This window comes from Rubrivivax gelatinosus, from assembly GCF_016583785.1.
Lineage (GTDB): Bacteria > Pseudomonadota > Gammaproteobacteria > Burkholderiales > Burkholderiaceae_C > Rubrivivax > Rubrivivax gelatinosus_B.
The window spans coordinates 44,556-63,241 of the sequence record NZ_NRRU01000003.1 but is presented as its reverse complement, the minus strand read 5'-3'; the positions used below and the strand labels follow the sequence as shown (position 1 = coordinate 63,241).

The following is an 18,686-nucleotide window of genomic DNA, read 5'->3' as shown; positions in this document are numbered from 1 at the left end:
GCCGGCGGGCGATCGTCGGCCGCTGGCGTCGTTTCGTCGCAGGGGCGCTGTCGCGTGCCGGGGCCGGTGGCATGCTCGCTGCTATCTCAACCCTGAGGACAAGCCTGCATGACCAAGCCTCTTCTCGCTCCGGTGGCCGTGGCGGCGCTGCTGCTGCCTTTCATCGGCGCACCCGCGTCGGCCCAGACCGCCGCGTCGGCCCCCGCGGCCAGTGCCGCCGTGCCGCCCGAGCTGCCGCTGCGCGACTTCTTCCGCAGCCCCGCGCGCTCGGGCTACAACATCAGCGACAAGGGCCGCTGGGTGTCCTTCCTGCAGCCGGCGCCGGCTGAAGCCGGCGCGACGCCGCGGCGCAACGTCTTCGTGCAGAAGCTCGTCGATGGCCGTGTCGTCGGCGCGCCGCGCCAGCTGACGCGCGAGAGCGCACGCGACATCCGCATGTACGCGTGGAAGGGCGACGACACCGTGCTCTTCATGAAGGACTTCGGTGGTGACGAGAACTTCCACGTCGTCGCCGCCGACGCCGCCAGCGGCAAGGTGCGCGACCTGACGCCCTGGGAGGGCGTGCGTGCCGAACTGATCGAGAACCTGCCCGAAGACCCGCAGCACGTGCTCGTGATGCACAACCGCCGCGACCGCAAGGCCTTCGACGTCGTGCGCCTGAACGTGCGCACCGGTGCCGAGACCGTCGTCGCGACGAACCCGGGCAACATCGTCAACTGGGTCACCGACCACCGCGGCCGCATCCGCGTGGCCATCGCCAGCGACGGCGTCAACAACACCGTGCTCTACCGCGACGGCGACAGCGACGACTTCAAGCCGCTGTTCACGACCGACTTCCGCACCGGCGTGCAGCCGCTGTTCTTCGACGGCGACAACCGCCTGTTCTACGCCGTCAGCAACCGCGGCCGCGACAAGAGCGCGCTGGTGCTGATCGACCCGGCCAAACCCGACGCCGAGCAACTGGTCTACGCCCACCCGGCGGTCGACGTCGAGGGTGCGCACTGGTCGCGCGTGCAGAAGAAAGTGCTGTGGGCCAGCTACGAGACCGACAAACACGGCAAGCATTTCTTCGACCCGGCGATGCAGGCCGCTTTCGACAAGCTGCAGCAGCGTTTCCCGGGTGAACAGGTCGACCTGTCGGCCTGGACGCTGGACGAGCAGCGCTACATTGCCGTCAACTGGAGCGACCGCACGCTGGGTGCGCGCCACCTGTTCGACGTGCGCAGCGGCAAGCTGACCAAGCTCGCCGACGCCGCGCCCTGGATCAAGTCCGAGCAGATGGCCGAGATGAAGCCGGTGAGCTACACCGCGCGCGACGGCCTGCAGATCCCGGCCTACCTGACGCTGCCGGCCGGCCGCGAGGCCAAGAACCTGCCCTGCGTCGTCAACCCGCACGGCGGCCCGTGGGCGCGCGACAGCTGGGGCTTCAACCCCGAGGTCCAGTTCCTGGCCAACCGCGGCTACTGCGTGCTGCAGATGAACTTCCGCGGCTCCACCGGTTTCGGCCGCCAGTTCTGGGAAGCGAGCTTCGGCCAGTGGGGCCTGAAGATGCAGGACGACATCAGCGACGGCGCCAAGTGGCTGGTGGCGCAGGGCATCGCCGACCCGAAACGCATCGGCCTGTACGGCGGCAGCTACGGCGGCTACGCGACGCTGGCGGGCGTCGCCTTCACGCCCGACCTGTATGCGGCGGCGGTCGACTACGTGGGGGTGAGCAACCTCTTCACCTTCATGAAGACGATCCCGCCGTACTGGGAGCCGTGGCGCCAGCAGATGTACGTGATGGTCGGCAACCCGGACGATGCCCAGGACAAGGAACGCCTGACCGCGACCTCGCCGGTGTTCCACGTCGACCGCATCAAGACGCCGCTGCTGGTGGCTCAGGGTGCACGCGACCCGCGCGTCAACAAGGCCGAGAGCGACCAGATCGTCGAGGCGCTGAAGAAGCGCGGTGTCGAGGTCGAGTACCTCGTCAAGGACAACGAAGGCCACGGCTTTGCCAACGAAGAGAACAAGTTCGAGTTCTACGGCGCGATGGAGAAGTTCTTCGCCAAGCACCTGAAGTGACGTGATCCGACGCGCCGCGTGCCTGCGCACGCGGCGCACGCCCTCCGCTGCGAGGGCATCGGGCAGCCGCGGCCGGGAGGTCGGCGGCTGCCCGCGACACCGGGCTCCAGGCCCCGCGCGCCCCTCCGAGCTGCAGTTCTTGCGCCGGATTCCGTAATACCCGGCCCGGCGCTGCACGCCGCGGGATCTTGATCCTCGACATGACCCGCGCTCGCGGGGCCACGTGCCACGCGCAAGCGGCGTCCATGCGCCTTTTCTGTGTCTAGAATGCGAATCATTCGTATTCAAATGCGGAGTTCGCACTGATTTTGCGAAGTCCGCGGCTTCTCTCGCTTTGCCCTGTCTCGACTCCCGGACCACCGGTCCTTCGCCCTGCGGCTCGGAATCCCGTCCGCCGGGCCAGCGCCCCGCAGTGCCTCGCCCTCGTGTTCCAGGGCGGCGGTCGGGCTGCGGGACGTCTCTGCGCCAGCGCTGCCGTACCGGCATGCCTCGAGCGCTCGCGCCAGCCCTCGCATGACCGCGGTGCCGGCGGAACCGGCACGTCCCCGTAGACAACTCCAACAAACTTGAGGAAAAAGAGATGAGCAGACTTCAGAAGGCCCGTCAGCCGGCCCAGCGGGTGGTGGCGCGCGCGGTCTTCGCCGCGCTGTCGGCCATGACGCTGGCCACCGCGGCAAATGCCCAGGAAGGCGCCGTCGCGGCGGTCGAGGCCGTCCGCCAGTACCGGATCGATGCGGGGCCGCTGGCCGCAGCGCTCGAGCAGTTCAAGGTGGTCAGCGGCATCACGGTCGAAGCAGCTCCTGCGCTGCTCGCGGGCCGTCGGTCCGCGGGCGTGAGCGGTGAATACGGCGCCGAGGCGGCGCTGACCGGCCTGCTGCAGGGCACCGGCCTGTCCGCCGCGCGCGGCGCCGACGGCCGCTGGACATTGCAGCCGGGTGCCGCACCGCGGCAGGTCGGCAGCTTGCCCACCATCACCGTCGTCGGCACGAGCCTGGAGACCGACTCCCGGGTCTACCCGGGCTCGGTTTCCCTGCTCGGCCGCGAGGCGCTGGAGAACCACGGCAGCGTCATTTCCGCGATGAGCGAGCTGCCCGGCGTCACCACCGGCGGCGACAGCGGCCGCCTGACCGGCGAGCAGTTCAACATCCGCGGCTTCGGGTATCAGTCCGAGGATCGGGTCATCGTGCTGCAGGACGGTGTGCGGCGCTCGGCGTCGCTGTATTCCAACCACATCTCGAGCTTCCGCTCCGACAACGACCTGCTCAAGCAGGTCGAGGTGGTCAAGGGCGCTTCGTCGGTGCAGAACGGCGGCGGCGCGATCGGCGGCGTCGTCTCGATGACGACCAAGGACGCCAAGGACTTCGTGCCGACCGGCCAGGACGCCGGGTTCGCCGTCAAGACGCGCTACGAGTCGAACAACTACCGCGAGGGCTACGTGGCGGCGGCCTACGCGCCCGAGGACAAGCCTTACGAGCTGCTGGCCTACGCCAAGAAGGGCCAGGCCGGCGACCTGGAACTGTCGAGGCAGTTCAGCGTCGACTCCCAGGGCAAGGGCGTCGACACCGTCGACAACGACGAGGACCTGCGCGTGCTGTACCTGCAAGGCGGCATCAAGCTCGCGCCCGGTCACCGCTTGTCGCTGTCGTACTACGACTACAAGATCGACAACGAGACGACCTGGCAGACGCTCTACCACACCAACTACTCGACGACGACGGGGCCGGTGATCGGTGAGCTGCAGCAGCGCGACATCGTCGCCAAATACCGCTACATCGACCCCGTGCGGGCCTGGCTGAACGTCACCGGCACCGTCTATCACTCGCGTGCCAGCTACGACCGCGGCTACGCCTACGTCGACATCAACACCGGCGCCACGAACGACCTGGACTACGAAAACGCCGACAAGCGCTACGGCATGCGCCTGAGCAACGAGGCCCACTTCGAGACCGGCTCGGTGCTGCACCGCTTCGTCGCCGGCGTGGACTACGAGAAGCGCAAGGAGGACGCGACCTACCTGTTCAACGGCGTCTACAGCGACTTCGGCTCGCTGCCCAACACCTACAAGGACTCCGGCGCCTACGGCCACCTGGAGTCGACCTTCTGGGACGGCAGGCTGGTGACCCAGCTCAGTGGCCGCTACGACCGCTTCGACCGCCGCGTCGACGCCAACGAAGGCAGCTACGACGGCGACCATTTCTCGCCGCGCCTGGGTGCGAGCCTGCAGGTCGCGACCGGCCTGCACATGCTGGCCAACTGGTCCGAAGCCTTCCGCGCGCCGACGCCGCACGAGACCTCGTCCGAAGGCCCGCTGAACCCGCATTACTGGTACCTGCCCAATCCCAACCTGAAGCCGGAGACCATCCGCGAGTACGAGCTGGGCTTCTCCTACGAGAAGAAGGGCGTGTTCGCCGCGTCCGACAGCTTCGACACCAAGCTGATGTACTTCGACGGCCGCATCCAGGACATGATCGCGCTGGCGCTCGTGCGCCCGGACGAGGCCTCGCCCGAGGGCTCGCCCTATGGCATGTACCGCAACGTCGACCGCGTGAAACGCCACGGCGTCGAATGGCAGGCCAGCTACGAGCATGCGCTCGGGGGTCTCTCGCTGGCCTACTCGACGCTGAGCCAGAAGAACGAGGCGAACGACCAGGACACGCCCCAGGCCTTCGCCGACAAGCTGAACATCGGCGCCTTCTTCAACGCGACGCCGGGCCTGCGCCTGGGCGGCAGCGTCACCCACTGGTTCAAGCCCTCGCCGAACCCCGCCTCCTTCGTCAGCGGCGGCCAGACCTACTGGAACGTGCGCGACGACTACACCATCACCAACGTTTACGCCCGCTGGCGTCCCAACGCCCAGGGCAGCGGCTTCTTCGGCCGCGACCTGAGCGTGCGCGTCGGTGTCGACAACCTGTTCGACGCCTCCTACCTGAATGCGCGCGACGTCGAGACGACGACCCGCGTGGGCAAGGGCCGCAACGTCTTCGCGACGCTGGAAACGCGCTTCTGACCGAAGGCACGGGACGCCCGGTCGCCGCCGCGTCCGGACGTCCCTTTTACCCCCGGGACGCCACCGCTTCCCGGGGCTTTTTCATGCGCGCGCATCGTGCTCCTCTCACGCGCCCGCATCGCCAGACGCCCCAACGTTCCGATCCGACCTCGATTGCCTGGACAATCGGCGCCGCAGGCGCAGCCCCGCGCCGCGGACAGGCTCGCTGACACGGGCGCCGGGTGAGACGTGAGAGATCAAGAAGAGACGACGGGAAAGCGAGCGCGCTGATGGCCACCTGGGGTTTCGGCCTGCGCGCCAAATCGATATTCGCCCTCATCGCAGCCTGCCTGCTGGCGCTGCTGCCGGCCGGGCTGTTGGGCTGGCAGCTCGTGGAGGGCGTGCGCGACCACTTCGGCGAGGCTTTTGCGCGCAACTACACGCAGTTGAAGCGCGAGCAGGTCCTGGGCCTGCTCAACCGCGAACTCGCGCTGGCGCGGCGCCTGGCCAGCTCGCAGCTCACGCGCCAGTGGCTGCTCGACGAGGGCGACCCGGCCAAGAAGGCGATGGCGCTGCGCGAGGCCGAGGCCTTTCGGCTGGACCTGCGCGACCACGCCTACTTCATCGCCAGCGCCTTCAGCGGCCACTTCTACTTCAACGACGAGAGCAAGCCCTTCAGCCCCGAGCCGCGCTACACGCTGGATGCGGCCAAGGCGGACGACTCCTGGTTCTACGCCACGCTGCGCCGCCCCGAGGACTACAACATCAACGTCAACGTCGACGTGCCGCTGCAGGTCACGATGGTCTGGTTCAACGTCGCGATCCGCGACCGCGCCCGCACCCTGGGCGTGGCCGGCGCGGCGCTGGACCTGCGGCAGTTCCTGGCCGAGTTCATCAACACCGCCGAGGCCGGCGTCACGCCGATCATCCTGTCGCGCAACGGCGCCATCCAGGCGCACCGCGACACGAGCCTGATCTCGACCAACCAGGCCGGCAGCAGCGCGCGCGCCGAGCAGACGCTTGCCGGCCAGCTGCCCGAGGCCGAACGTGCCGCGCTGGCCGGCGCGATGGACGCCGCCGTCGCGCGCCCGGGCCAGGTGGCCACGCTCTGGGCGACGCTGGACGGGCGCCGCCAGCTGCTCGCGCTGTCCTACGTGCCCGAGCTGAAGTGGCACGTCGTCACCGCGGTCGATCTGCAGGCCGCGCATGTCGTCGACGGCGACTGGCTGAACACCGCCGCGGCGGTGGCTGCCGGCACGCTGGCGCTGCTGCTCGCCGCCTTCGTGCTGGCGGTCAACCGGCTCGTCATCAGGCCGCTGCGCCGGCTGCACAAGTCGGCCACCGCGATCTCGCACGGCGACTTCCAGGTCAGCGTGCCGGTCGACGGCCGTGACGAGATCGCCGACCTTGGCCGCGCCTTCGCGACGATGGCGGAGAAGGTGCGCGCCTACACCGGCAACCTGGAAGCCGAGGTGCGTCAGCGCACCGAAGCGCTGGAAGCGGCCAACCGCGACATGCGCCTGGCGCACCAGAAGATCAGCGACTCGATCGACTACGCCAGCCTGATCCAGCGCGCCATCCTGCCCAGCCAGCAGCTGACGCAGCAGCTCGGCGAGCACCACTTCGTGCTCTGGCGCCCGCGCGACGTCGTCGGCGGCGACTTCTACGTCTTCCGCGCCGAGGGCACGCGCTACCTGATCGGCGTCGTCGACTGCGCCGGCCACGGCGTGCCCGGTGCGCTGATGACGATGCTGGCGCGCTCGGCGCTGGACCACGCGATGAACCGGGCCGGCATCGCCTCGCCGGCCGAGGTGCTGCGCCAGACCGACGCCGCGGTGCGCGCGATGCTGCAAGACCGCGAGATGCCGCGTGCCCTGGCCACCAACATGGACGCCGGCCTGGCCTACGTCGACCTGGAGAACCGGCGCATGGTCTACGCCGGCGCCAAGATCCCGCTGTACTGGAGCGACGGCGACAGCGTCGGCAGCGCCCCGGGCGACCGCCGCGCCATCGGCGACCGGCGCCAGGGCGAGTACGCCGACCAGGGCGTCGAGCTCGTGCCCGGTCGGACCTACTACCTCGTCACCGACGGCTTTCTCGACCAGGCCGGCGGCGAACTGGGTTACGGTTTCGGCAACGGCCGCTTCGCCGAGCTGCTGCGCACCGTGGCCCGCAAGCCGCTGCGCGAGCAGGCCGAGGCACTGGACCAGGCCCTGCGCGCATACCAGGGCGAACGTTCCCAGCGCGACGACATCACGATCCTGTCGTTCCGTTTTGACTGAGTCGGAGCATCCATGGACACCATCGATTTGTTCGGTCTGAGAGAGCACTTCAATCGCGGGCGCATCCTGCTGTGTTTCAACGGGCCGATCTCGCGCAGCCTGATCGAGGAGATCGGCAACGCGCTGAAGAACTACCTGCAGGCCGACCACGCGCATCCGTCGTCGGCGATGGACGTGTTCGGCGTCTACATCGAGCTGACGCAGAACATCCGCCACTACGCCGTCAGCCGCAACTACGGCGAGCTCGACGGCGCGGCGACGGTGGTGGTCGCGCGCGACGACAGCGGCAGCTACATCGTCCAGGCCGGCAACCTGGTCGAGCAGGACGACGGCCGCGCACTGCTCGAGCGTGTGCGCGAGCTGGCGGGGCTGGACAAGGCGCAGCTGAAGGCCGCCTACAAGGAACAGCTGCGCCGGCCGCGCAGCGGCGACGCGGCCTCGGGGGCCGGGCTGGGGCTGATCGACGTGGCGCGCAAGTCGGCGGCGCCCTTGCTCGCCGACCTGCGGCCGGCCGGCGACGGCCGGGCCTTCTTCAGCCTGCGGGCGGTGATCTGAACGACGGTGGTGGCACGATGAACGATCTGCAAATCCAAGGCGGGCAGTCGACGCCCGAGATCCAGGCGAGCTGGCAGCAGGGCGTGCTGGCGATGCGCGGCGACTCGTATCCGGAGAACTCCTTCGAGTTCTTCGGCGATGTCATCCGCTGGCTCGAGGACTTCCTCGGCACCGAGACCCGGCCGCTGCGGCTGGAGCTGCGCCTGGTCTACATGAACACCAGCTCGGTCAAGGCGATGATGGACATCTTCGACATCTGCGAAGAGGCCTTCGCCAAAGGCCGTGCGCTCGAGGTGCAGTGGTACTACGACCCGCGCAACGACCGCGTCTTCGACCTCGCCAGCGAGTTCAAGGAAGACTGCAGCTTCCCGTTCGAGATCCTGGCCGATGGCGCCGCCTAAGACCTACGGCGACGACCTCGAGCTCGTCGCCACGATCCAGGCGCTGCTGGCCGACCCGGCGCAGCGCGACAGCCCGCTGCGTGAGCCGCTGGAGCAGCTGCTGGGCCACTTCCAGGGCCAGCGCGAGCGCCTCGAGCGCCTGGTGCGCATCTCCGACGGCTACCACCACGTCGCGCGCGAGCAGCGGCTGAGCCTGGTGGAGCAGTACGACAAGCAGGTGCGCCGGCTGGAGAAGCTGGTGCGCATCTCCGACCGCTACCAGAACAGTCTGCGCGAGCTGAGCCTGGCGCTGCGCGACGCGGCGATGCACGACTCGCTGACCGGCCTGGGCAACCGCCGCTACCTGATGGAGCGGCTGCGCGAGGAGAACGACCGCACGCTGCGCCTGGGCCGCGGTTTCGCCGTCGCCATCATGGACGTCGACCACTTCAAGCTCGTCAACGACGAACACGGGCACGAGGTCGGCGATCTGGTGCTGCAGGCGATCGCACGCGCCGTCGAGACCGGCCTGCGCAAGTACGACCACTGCGGACGCTGGGGCGGCGAGGAGTTCCTGATGCTGCTGCCCGAGACGCCGCTGGATCAGGCGCTGGTCATCGTCGAGCGCATCCGCCACGCGGTCAGCACGATCGACCGTGTCGGCGAGCAGAGGGTGGCGCTGACGGCGAGCTTCGGCCTGGCCGAACACCATGGCGAAGAAGGCTTCTCGGCCACCATCAGCCGCGCCGATCAGGCGCTCTACGCGGCCAAGGCGGCCGGGCGCAACCGCGTCGCGAGTGCCTGAACCCGGCGCAGCGCGGGCTGCCGGCCGCGTTACAGTGAAGCTCAGCTGAGAGGCTGCCCGCGGTGGCCGCTGCCGGCCGCCGCGGCCATACGAGACATTGAAGTCCATGTCGGTTTCCTTCTCGACGATCAGACCGGGCCTGAAGCTGGCCGATCAGGTGGCCAGTGCGCTCGAAGCCGAGATCCGTTCCGGCGGCCTGGCCGCGGGGCAGAAGCTGCCGACCGAGCAGGCGCTGGTGCAGCAGTTCGGCGTCAGCCGCACCGTCGTGCGCGAAGCCGTGCAGCAGCTGAAGTCGCGCGGCCTCGTCGATTCGCGCCAGGGCAGCGGCGTCTACGTGCTCGCCGCCGGCTGCGAGCCGCTGAGCTTCGAGCCGACGGCGGCTGCCTCGCGCGAGGCGGTGCTGCAGATCATCGAACTGCGCCGGGCGCTCGAGGCCGAGGTCGCCGAACTCGCCGCGCAGCGGCGCACGCCGGCGCAGGCGCAGGCGATCCGCGAGGCGCTGCAGGCCATCGCCGACGCGGTGACCAGCGGCGGCGACGGCGCCGTCGAGGACGTGCGTTTCCACCGCGCGATCGGCGAAGCCGCCGGCAACCCCTTTCTGATCCGCACGCTGGACTACCTCGCCCAGTTCCTGCAGGGCGTGACGCGCGTGACGCGCGCCAACGAAGCCCGCCACCGCGAGTTCGCCGAGCAGGTCAAACGCGAGCACGAGGCGGTCGTTCAAGCCATCGAAGCCGGCGACGCGCCAGCGGCGCGCCACGCCGCGGCGCAGCACATGAACAACGCGATGCTGCGCCTGCAGCACGCCGACGCCAGCTTCTGGCGTCAGGACGGCGCGCGGCTGGCCGCGGTGCTGGTGCCGCCGACCCTGCCGGGTTGAGCCGCGCGCCGCGGCGCGCACTCGTTTTGTCTGGTTCTGCCTGCAACGCCGTCCGGCGCCCTGTATCCGTGTGGTTCCCGATCGCCTCGCCGCGGGGCGCCGAGCCACGATGGCGGGCGCTGTACGCCGTGTTTTGCACCCAACGGGGGCCAAAACCGCCGTTCCGGCTTCAACGACGTGCGTACGGGTTAACCCTAGGGTGTAACCTGTCTGAAATTTGTACGATGACCATATGAACTGATTGGTTCATGGCGCCGGCCATCACCCGTACGCGGCCGCACCTTCCACACACTCCAAGCGCCCGAGGAGACAAATCGAATGTCCACCCCCATCCTGCTCGGCATAGGCGCGGCCGGCATCGCCCTGCTGCTGCTGTTGATCATCCGCTGGCAGGTCCACGCTTTCGTCGCGATGATGCTGGTCAGCCTGCTCGTCGCCCTGTCCGTCGGCATGCCGATCGGCGACATCATCGGCACGCTGATCGCCGGCATGGGCGGCACGCTGGGCAGCGTTGCCATCCTGGTGGCGCTGGGCGCGATGCTCGGCCGCATGATCGAGGTCTCCGGCGGCGCTGCGAACCTCGCCGGCCGCTTCACGCAGATCCTCGGCCCGACGCGCGTGCCGGCGGCGCTGACCGCCGCCGCGCTGGTGCTGGCGATTCCCGTCTTCTTCGACGTCGGCTTCATCATCCTGGTGCCCATCGTCTACGGCTTCTGCAAGGCCGCAAAGGTGGACCCGGTGAAGTTCGGCCTGCCGGTGGCCGGCATCATGCTGGCGGTGCACGTCGTCGTGCCGCCGCACCCGGGCATCGTCGGCGGCTCCGCGGTGCTGAGCGCCGACGTCGGCTGGGTGACGATCATCGGCCTGCTGGTCTGCCTGCCGTTGGGCGTGCTGTCGCAGTACGTCAGCAAGTGGCTCAACCGCCGCCGCTACGAGATGCTGCCGACCACCGCCGAGCAGTTCGCGAACTTCGGCGGCGAAGGCGAGCCCGGCGCCGCCAAGCTGCATGCCCCGGGCGTCGGCGTCGTGCTGACGCTGATCCTGGTGCCGCTGGCGCTGATCATGATCGGCACCACCGGCGCCACGCTGCTGCCCAAGGGCGACGCGCTGCGCAACGTGCTGGCCTTCATCGGCTCGCCGATCTTCGCGCTGATGGTCGCCATCGGCCTGTCGTTCTGGCTCATCGCGCGCCGCCTGGGCTGGAGCATGGCGCACACCAACCAGGTGATGGAGTCCTCGCTGCCGCCGGCGGCCACCGTGATCCTGGTCACCGGCGCCGGCGGCGTGTTCGCCAAGGTGCTGACGGCCAGCGGCATCGGCGCCGCGCTGTCCTCGAGCATCGCCGCGGCGCACTTGCCGCTGATCCTCGCCGGCTTCGTCATCTCGCTGGTGCTGCGCGCCGCGCAGGGTTCGGCCACGGTCGCCATCCTCACCACCTGCGGCCTGCTGGCCGAGGCCATCACCGGCGGCGGCTACAGCCCGCTGCAGGTGGCGCTGCTGACGGTGGCCATCGGCTTCGGCGGCCTGGGCTTGTCGCACGTGAACGATTCGGGCTTCTGGATCGTCACCCGCTACCTGGGCCTCTCCGTTGCCGACGGCCTGCGCAGCTGGACGGTGCTGACCACCGTGCTCGGCCTGGCCGGCTTCCTGATCACCTGCGGCCTGTGGGCGGTGCTGGCCTGAGCCGGCGCCCCATCCGCCGCACTTCGTCCTCACGGACCCTCCACTCGAATCGACCTCATCATGACTAGCCAGAATGTCGGCGTGATCGGCCTCGGCGCCATGGGCGTGGGCATCGCCCAGACGCTTCGCCGCAACGGTTTCAAGGTGCACGTCTGCGACGTGCGCCCCGGCGTCGCCGAAGCCTTCGCGCGTGAAGGCGGTGTCGCCTGCGCCAACCCGGCGGCGCTGGCCGCGGCCTGCGACACGCTGGTGTCGGTGGTCGTCAACGCCGCGCAGACCGAGACCGTGCTCTTCGGCGAAGGCGGTGCCGCCGCGGCGATGCGCCCGGGCTCGACCTTCATCATGTGCTCGACGGTCGACCCGAACTGGTCGATCGCGCTCGAGGCCAAGCTCGAGGCCACTGGCATCCATTACATCGACGCCCCGATCTCCGGCGGCGCCGCCAAGGCCGCCGCGGGCCAGATGACGATGATGACCTCGGCCAGGCCCGCGGCCTACGCCGCCGCCGGTGCGGTGCTCGACGGCATGGCCGGCAAGGTCTACCGCCTGGGCGACAAGGCCGGTGCCGGCTCCAAGGTGAAGATCATCAACCAGCTGCTGGCCGGCGTGCACATCGCCGCCGCCGCCGAGGCGATGGCGCTGGGCCTGCGCGAAGGCGTCGACGCGGCCGCGATCTACGAGGTCATCACGCACAGCGCCGGCAACAGCTGGATGTTCGAGAACCGCATGGCGCACGTGCTGGCCGGCGACTTCACGCCGCTGTCTGCCGTCGACATCTTCGTCAAGGACCTGGGCCTGGTGCTCGACACGGCGCGTGCGAGCAAGTTCCCGCTGCCGCTGGCGGCCACCGCGCACCAGATGTTCATGCAGGCCTCGACCGCCGGCTTCGCCAAGGAAGACGACAGCGCCGTGATCAAGATCTTCCCGGGCATCACGCTGCCGGCGAAGAAGGACGCGCCGTGAGCTCGCGGCTCAAGCTCGGCTGCATCGCCGACGACTCGACCGGCGCCACCGACCTGGCGAACAACCTGGTGCGTGCCGGCATGCGCGTCGTGCAGACGATCGGCGTGCCGCCCGGTCCGTTGGACGCCGACGTCGACGCCGTCGTCGTCGCGCTGAAGTCGCGCACCATCGCGGCCGAGGACGCGGTGGCGCAGTCGGTGGCCGCGCTGCGCTGGCTGCAGGCGCAGGGTGCGACGCAGTTCTATTTCAAGTACTGCTCGACCTTCGACAGCACGGCGCGCGGCAACATCGGCCCGGTCACCGAGGCGCTGATGGACGCGCTGGATGTTCCGTTCACGATCGCGACGCCGGCCTTCCCGGAGAACCAGCGCACGGTCTTCAAGGGCCACCTCTTCGTCGGCGACCTGCTGCTCAGCGACAGCGGCATGAAGGACCACCCGCTGACGCCGATGACCGACGCCAACCTCGTGCGCGTGCTGCAGGCGCAGTGCAAGCGCAAGGTCGGTCTGATCGACTACCAGGTGGTGGGGCAGGGCGCCGACGCGGTGCGTGCACGCATCGCCGAGCTGAAGGCCCAGGGCGTGGCGATCGCGATCGTCGACGCCGTCTCCAATGCCGACCTGCTGCGTCTGGCGCCGGCGCTGGCCGAGCTGCCGCTGCTGACGGCGGGTTCGGGCGTGGCGATCGGCCTGCCGGGCAACCACGGCCTGGCGCCCTCGTCGCAGGCCGCCGAGCTGCCGCCGGCCGAAGGGCTGCAGGCGGTGGTCTCGGGCAGCTGCTCGGTGGCCACCAACCGCCAGGTGCTGGACTTCATCCGCTCGGGCCGGCCGGCGCTGGCGATCGACCCGCTGCGCATCGCCGCCGGCGAAGACGTCGCCGCCGAGGCGCTGGCCTGGGCCGGCCAACACCTGGCCAGCGGCCCGGTGCTGGTGTACTCGACCGCCGAGCCGGCCGCGGTGCGCGCCATCCAGGCCCAGCTGGGCGTCGAGCAGGCCGGCGGCCTGGTCGAGCAGACCATTGCGCGCATCGCGCAAGGCCTGGTCGAGGCCGGCGTGCGCCAGCTGGTCGTCGCCGGCGGCGAGACCTCGGGCGCCTGCGTGCAGGCGCTGGGCATCGCCCAGCTGCGCATCGGTGGCCAGATCGACCCCGGCGTGCCCTGGTGCCACGCGGCCAGCCCGGCAGCGCCGGGCGGGCTGCACCTGGCGCTGAAGTCGGGCAACTTCGGCACCGACGACTTCTTCACCAAGGCCTTCACCCTGCTGCAGGGTTGAACACGATGCACACGCCGTTCCTCGACGAAGACCTCGCGCGCGCCGAGATCTGCCGCGTCGGCCGCAGTCTGTTCGAGCGTGGCTACGTGCACGCCACGGCCGGCAACATCAGCGTGCGCCTGGCCGACGGCTACCTGATCACGCCGACCGACGCCTGCCTGGGCACGCTGGAGCCGGCCCGCCTGGCGCGGCTGGACGCCGAGGGCCGGCAACTCGCCGGCGACCGCGGCAGCAAGACCATCGTGCTGCACCGGCGCATCTACGCCGCCAGCGAGGCGACGGCGCAGCCGGCGCGCTGCATCATCCACACCCACAGCACGCATCTGGTCGCGTGCTCGCTGCGGGCCGCGGCCGGCAGCGTGCCGGCCGAGGGCGAACTGCTGCCGCCGATCACGCCGTACTTCGTCATGAAGGTGGGCCGCGTGCCGCACATCGCCTACCAGCGCCCGGGCGCGCCCGAAGCCGCCGACGCGGTGGCCGAATCCATCACGCGCTACGCCGCCGCCGGCAGGCCCATCCGCGCCGTGATGCTGGCGCGGCTGGGCCCCAACGTCTGGCACGACAGCCCGGCCGCGGCGATGGCGGTGCTGGAAGAACTCGAGGAGACCGCACGCCTGGCGCTGCTGGTGCCCGAGGCCTGCCACTGCCCGCTGGACGAGGCCCGGATCCAGACCCTGCGCGACAGCTTCGGTGCCTCCTGGTGAGGCATTTCCATTCCTGAACACCGCGGGCCGAGCCCGCATCACGACCGCGAGTCCACCATGCCCCGTTTCGCCGCCAACCTGTCGATGCTCTACAACGAGCACGACTTCCTCGACCGTTTCGCCGCCGCCGCACGCGACGGCTTCAAGGCCGTCGAGTACCTCTTCCCCTACGCCTTCACGACCGAGCAGCTCGCCGCCCAGCTCAAGGCCAACGGCCTGCAGCAGGTGCTGTTCAACGCGCCGCCGGGCGACTGGGACGCCGGCGAGCGCGGCATCGCCTGCCTGCCCGGGCGCGAAGCCGAGTTCCGCGACGGCATCGCCCAGGCGCTGGCCTACGCCCGTGCGCTCGACTGCCCGCGCATCCACGTGATGGCCGGCCTGCTGCCCGCCGGCCAGACGCGCGAGGCGTTGCGCGCCACCTACGTCGCCAACCTCGCCTACGCTGCCACCGAGGCGGCCAAGCTGGGCCTGGCCGTGCAGATCGAGCCGATCAACGAACGCGACATGCCGGGCTTCTTCCTGAACCGCCAGGATCAGGCGCACGCCATCGTCGCCGAGGTCGGCGCGCCCAACCTGAAGGTGCAGATGGACCTGTACCACTGCCAGATCGTCGAAGGCGACCTGGCGGCCAACATCCGCCGCTGGCTGCCCACCGGCCAGGTCGGCCACCTGCAGATCGCCGGCGTGCCGACGCGGCACGAGCCCGACGTCGGCGAGATCTATTACCCCTACCTGTTCGAGCTGCTGGACGAACTGGGCTACCCGGGCTGGATCGGCTGCGAGTACCGCCCGCGCCGCGGCGCGGTGGCGGGCGGCACCTCCCAGGGCCTGGGCTGGTTGAAGCCCTGGATCGGCTGAGCACGCGGGCGCCTGCCGGCGCCCGGCGCGCTCACTTCATGCAGTTGGCGTAGAAGGCCGGCGTCGCCGGCCAGTCGCTGAACATGCCGCGGATGCCGACCTGGCGCGCGAGCACGTCCAGCACCACCAGCATGTCGCCTTCGCGTTTGATCGCGCTGTCGAAGGTCTGGTAGTACGAGCCGTTGTTGCCGTCGGCCAGGATGCCCGAGCGCTCCAGCGACCAGCTGATGATGTCCAGGCCCGCGGCCTTGGCGTCCTTGGCGTACTGCGAGGGCACGATGTTGCCGGCGGCATCGGTCGCGAGCAGCGCGAAGATCGGCGGCGCCACGATGTTGATGCCCTGGGCCTTGTAGTCGGCGAGTTCCGCCGCATTGGGCAGGTCGGCCGGCGTCGCCGCGTCGTCCAGGTAGACCGCCTGCTTGCCGTAGGCGGTGTTTTGCACCCAGTACTGCACGTCGGGCAGGTAGAACGACTGCGGGAACACACGCGCCGGCGGCACGCGCGCGGCCTTGTATTCGTCGATCAGCTTCTGCGCGTAGGCCTGCTGCGTGAAGCCGTCGAAAGGCATCGCCACGGCGGGGTACTTCAGCTCCGGCGTCATCTTCACGCCCAGCTGCTTGAAGAGCTCGATGCTCTCCTTGTGCGTCAGCAGCGTGCCGCTGGTCGGGCCGGCATACAGGTTGGTGCGCCAGTCGGGCGTGCCCGCCATGTATTCGGCCACCGTGCGGCCGCGCGGGTTGTAGCCGTCCATCTTGCCGCGCAGGCTCTTGAACTCGGCCAGCGTCAGCTCGCTGGTGCGGCATTCGGCGCTGGCCTGCGCGACCAGGTTGCCCGCGGCGTCGAAGGCGGCCGGCGTGAAGGGCTTGACACACTTGGCCGCCAGCTCGGTGGCGAGGATGTTGGTCGTCGTGTGCAGGTCGTTCTGCGCGTGGCGGCAGACGAGCTGCTTGTCCTTGGTGAAGACGACGTCGCACTCGACGATGCCGGCGCCCATGCGTGCGGCGGCGATGTAGGACTCGCGCGTGTGCTCGGGGAACTGCAGCGACGCGCCGCGGTGGCCGATCGCGAAGTCGCTGCGGGTGTACACGCTGCGCTGGGCGGCGCAGGCCTGCAGCGCGGTCTTCAGCGCGCTGTCGGCCATGTCGTCGACGAGGAAGAAGGGGCGCGGGCCGAGCTGGGCCGCCGGCGGGATGACGGCCGAAGGGGCGGCCTGCGCGGCCAGCGCCGGCAGCACCAGCGCGGCGGCCGTGGCCAGCGCGCGAATCGGGTGGGACTTCATCGGGCTCTCTCCTGTGGGTTGGTCGTCACCGGCTCATGTCCGGCGATCGCGACGCTAGGTCAGGCCCGTGGCGCTGCCGTGACGGCAGCGGCTTCAGCGCCCCCTCAGGAAGAGGGCATCCAGTTCCTTCATCGTCAGCTGGCGCCAGGTCGGCCGGCCGTGGTTGCAGGTGTCGGCGCGTTCGGTGGCCTCCATCTGGCGCAGCAGCGCGTCCATCTCGGGCAGCGTCAGCCGGCGGTTGGCGCGCACCGCGCCGTGGCAGGCCATGGTCGCCAGCAACTCGTCGCGCGAGCGTTCGACGGCGCGGCTGGCGCCGGTCTGCTCGAACTCGGCCAGCACCGAACGTGCGAGCTCGGCGACGTCGGCGTCGGGCAGCGCCGCCGGGCGGCTGCGCACGACCAGCGTCGTCGCCGCCAGTGGCGCCACGTCCAGCCCGAGCGCCAGCAGCGCTTCGCGTTCGGCCTCGGCGGTGGCGATCTCGGCCGCGGTGGCGGCAAAACTCACCGGCAGCAGCAGCGGCTGCGCCGGCAGCGCGGTGCTGGCGGCGGCCGCCTGCTTCAGGCGCTCGTAGACGATGCGTTCGTGCGCGGCGTGCATGTCGACGACGATCAGCCCGTGGGCGTTGCGCGCCAGCACGTAGACGCCGCCGACCTGGCCTATGGCCTCGCCCAGCGGATGCGCGGCGGGTTCGGCCTCGGGCAGCGAACGCGCCGCGGCGGCGGGCGCTTCGAGCACGGTCTCGACCGCCGCCGGCGTCGGCCGCAGCGCCGACCATGCGGCCAGGCCGCCGCTGCCCTGCGGCGTGCTGCGCGCGCCGTCGCTGCGCCACGGCGCCTGGGTATCGCGCGCGACCAGCGGCAGCGAGGGCTGAAAGGAGGGGCGCGTGAGCACCGGGGTCTCGTCGGCCACCGGCAGGGCGGCGACCGGCGGTGCGGGCGGCGAGGCCTCGGCCACCGGCGCGGCGACCGCCGCGCGTGTCGCCGCCAGCGTCTGCACCACCGCCCGCTGCACCGCCTGGTGCACCGCGCGCCCGTCGCGGAAACGCACCTCGATCTTGGTCGGATGCACGTTGACGTCGACGAGTTCGGGCTCGATCTGCAGGAACAGCGCATAGGCCGGCTGCTTGCTGCCGTGCAGCTGGTCTTCGTAGGCGGCGCGCACCGCGTGCGAAACCAGGCGGTCGCGCACGTAGCGGCCGTTGACGAACAGGTACTGCAGGTCGGTGCGGTTGCGCGCGGCCTCGGGCTGGCCGGCGCGGCCGGCCAGCATCAGCGGCCCGGCCGCGACCTCCAGCGTGCGGCTGGCGGCGATGAACTCGCGCCCGAGCACGTCGGCCAGGCGCTGCTCGATGCCGGCGGCACGCCACTGGGCGACGACGCGGCCTTCGTGCCAGACGGCGAAGCCGACGTCGGGCCGGGCCAGCGCGTGCCGGCGCACCGCTTCGACGGCGTGCGCGAGTTCGGTCGCTTCGCTCTTCAGGAACTTGCGCCGCGCCGGGGTCGAGAAGAACAGCTCCTGGACCTCGATCGTGGTGCCGGCGGCGCGTGCCGCCGGCTGCAGCTCGCCGCTGCGCGCGTCGACGCGCCAGCCGTGCCCGGCGTCGGCCGTGCGGCTGGTGATCGCCATCTCCGACACCGACGCGATCGCGGCCAGCGCTTCGCCGCGAAAACCCATCGTGCGCACCGCTTCCAGCTCACCCAGCGAGCCGATCTTGCTGGTGGCGTGGCGCTTGAGCGCCAGCGGCAGTTCCTCGACCGGGATGCCGCAACCGTCGTCCTCGACGACGATGCTGCGCACGCCGCCGGCGGCCAGGCGCACGACGACGGCGCGGGCGCCGGCGTCGAGCGCGTTGTCGACCAGCTCGCGCACCACCGAAGCCGGCCGTTCGACGACCTCGCCGGCGGCGATCTGGCTCACCAGTTCGTCGGGCAGTTCGCGGATCGGACGGCGGGGCGGCGGCGCTTCTGTCATCC

Annotated in this window: 14 protein-coding genes; 12 read left to right on the top strand and 2 right to left on the bottom strand. The window is 70.4% G+C overall.

Annotated elements, in window-relative coordinates; all coding sequences use genetic code 11:
• Positions 1-108: 108 nt before the first annotated feature.
• The 12 genes from CKO43_RS01680 to otnI all read left to right on the top strand — a co-directional run bounded on the left by CKO43_RS01680 (position 109) and on the right by otnI (position 15,434).
• Complete coding sequence (locus tag CKO43_RS01680; RefSeq protein WP_242481024.1) at positions 109-2,067, top strand: alpha/beta hydrolase family protein; 1,959 nt, start codon at positions 109-111, stop codon at positions 2,065-2,067.
• A gap of 580 nt (positions 2,068-2,647) precedes the next feature.
• Complete coding sequence (locus CKO43_RS01675) at positions 2,648-5,074, top strand: TonB-dependent receptor (RefSeq protein ID WP_200377674.1); 2,427 nt, start codon at positions 2,648-2,650, stop codon at positions 5,072-5,074.
• Positions 5,075-5,343: 269 nt separating this feature from the next.
• A complete protein-coding gene (gene siaA / locus CKO43_RS01670; RefSeq protein ID WP_200377673.1) occupies positions 5,344-7,335 on the top strand; it encodes a biofilm regulation protein phosphatase SiaA in 1,992 nt (663 codons plus the stop codon).
• Positions 7,336-7,347: 12 nt separating this feature from the next.
• Positions 7,348-7,890, top strand: coding sequence for a biofilm regulation protein kinase SiaB (siaB, locus tag CKO43_RS01665; protein ID WP_200226760.1), 543 nt, complete (start codon positions 7,348-7,350; stop codon positions 7,888-7,890).
• A gap of 17 nt (positions 7,891-7,907) precedes the next feature.
• Positions 7,908-8,291 (top strand): biofilm regulation phosphoprotein SiaC, encoded by a 384-nt coding sequence (gene siaC / locus CKO43_RS01660; protein WP_200226758.1) that lies wholly within the window; start codon positions 7,908-7,910, stop codon positions 8,289-8,291.
• A complete protein-coding gene (gene siaD / locus CKO43_RS01655; RefSeq protein WP_200226757.1) occupies positions 8,278-9,075 on the top strand; it encodes a biofilm regulation diguanylate cyclase SiaD in 798 nt (265 codons plus the stop codon). The genes siaC and siaD overlap by 14 nt, the downstream gene beginning before the upstream one ends.
• 106 nt (positions 9,076-9,181) lie before the next feature.
• Positions 9,182-9,955 carry a FadR/GntR family transcriptional regulator gene (locus tag CKO43_RS01650; RefSeq protein ID WP_200226756.1) on the top strand — a complete coding sequence of 258 codons (774 nt, stop codon included), beginning with the start codon at positions 9,182-9,184 and terminating at the stop codon, positions 9,953-9,955.
• A gap of 318 nt (positions 9,956-10,273) precedes the next feature.
• On the top strand, positions 10,274-11,638 hold the full coding sequence (locus tag CKO43_RS01645; protein WP_200226755.1) for a GntP family transporter: 1,365 nt from the start codon (positions 10,274-10,276) through the stop codon (positions 11,636-11,638).
• A gap of 60 nt (positions 11,639-11,698) precedes the next feature.
• Positions 11,699-12,601 carry an L-threonate dehydrogenase gene (gene ltnD / locus CKO43_RS01640; RefSeq protein ID WP_200226754.1) on the top strand — a complete coding sequence of 301 codons (903 nt, stop codon included), beginning with the start codon at positions 11,699-11,701 and terminating at the stop codon, positions 12,599-12,601.
• The gene (gene otnK / locus CKO43_RS01635; protein ID WP_200377672.1) at positions 12,598-13,872 is read left to right on the top strand and encodes a 3-oxo-tetronate kinase; all 1,275 of its coding nucleotides are present in this window, start codon (positions 12,598-12,600) and stop codon (positions 13,870-13,872) included. Before ltnD ends, otnK begins: the two co-directional genes overlap by 4 nt.
• Before the next feature lie 5 nt (positions 13,873-13,877).
• The gene (locus CKO43_RS01630) at positions 13,878-14,576 is read left to right on the top strand and encodes a class II aldolase/adducin family protein (protein WP_200377671.1); all 699 of its coding nucleotides are present in this window, start codon (positions 13,878-13,880) and stop codon (positions 14,574-14,576) included.
• A 57-nt stretch (positions 14,577-14,633) separates the two neighbouring features.
• Positions 14,634-15,434 carry a 2-oxo-tetronate isomerase gene (otnI, locus tag CKO43_RS01625; RefSeq protein WP_200377670.1) on the top strand — a complete coding sequence of 267 codons (801 nt, stop codon included), beginning with the start codon at positions 14,634-14,636 and terminating at the stop codon, positions 15,432-15,434.
• 31 nt (positions 15,435-15,465) lie between these two features.
• Here the strand turns inward: otnI and CKO43_RS01620 are convergent, their stop codons facing one another.
• Positions 15,466-16,713, bottom strand: a complete 1,248-nt coding sequence (locus CKO43_RS01620; protein ID WP_200377669.1) for a glycerophosphodiester phosphodiesterase family protein — start codon at positions 16,711-16,713, stop codon at positions 15,466-15,468.
• Positions 16,714-16,806: 93 nt separating this feature from the next.
• Entirely contained in the window at positions 16,807-18,684 is a 1,878-nt protein-coding gene (mutL, locus tag CKO43_RS01615; RefSeq protein ID WP_200226748.1) for a DNA mismatch repair endonuclease MutL, read from the bottom strand.
• Positions 18,685-18,686: the final 2 nt, after the last annotated feature.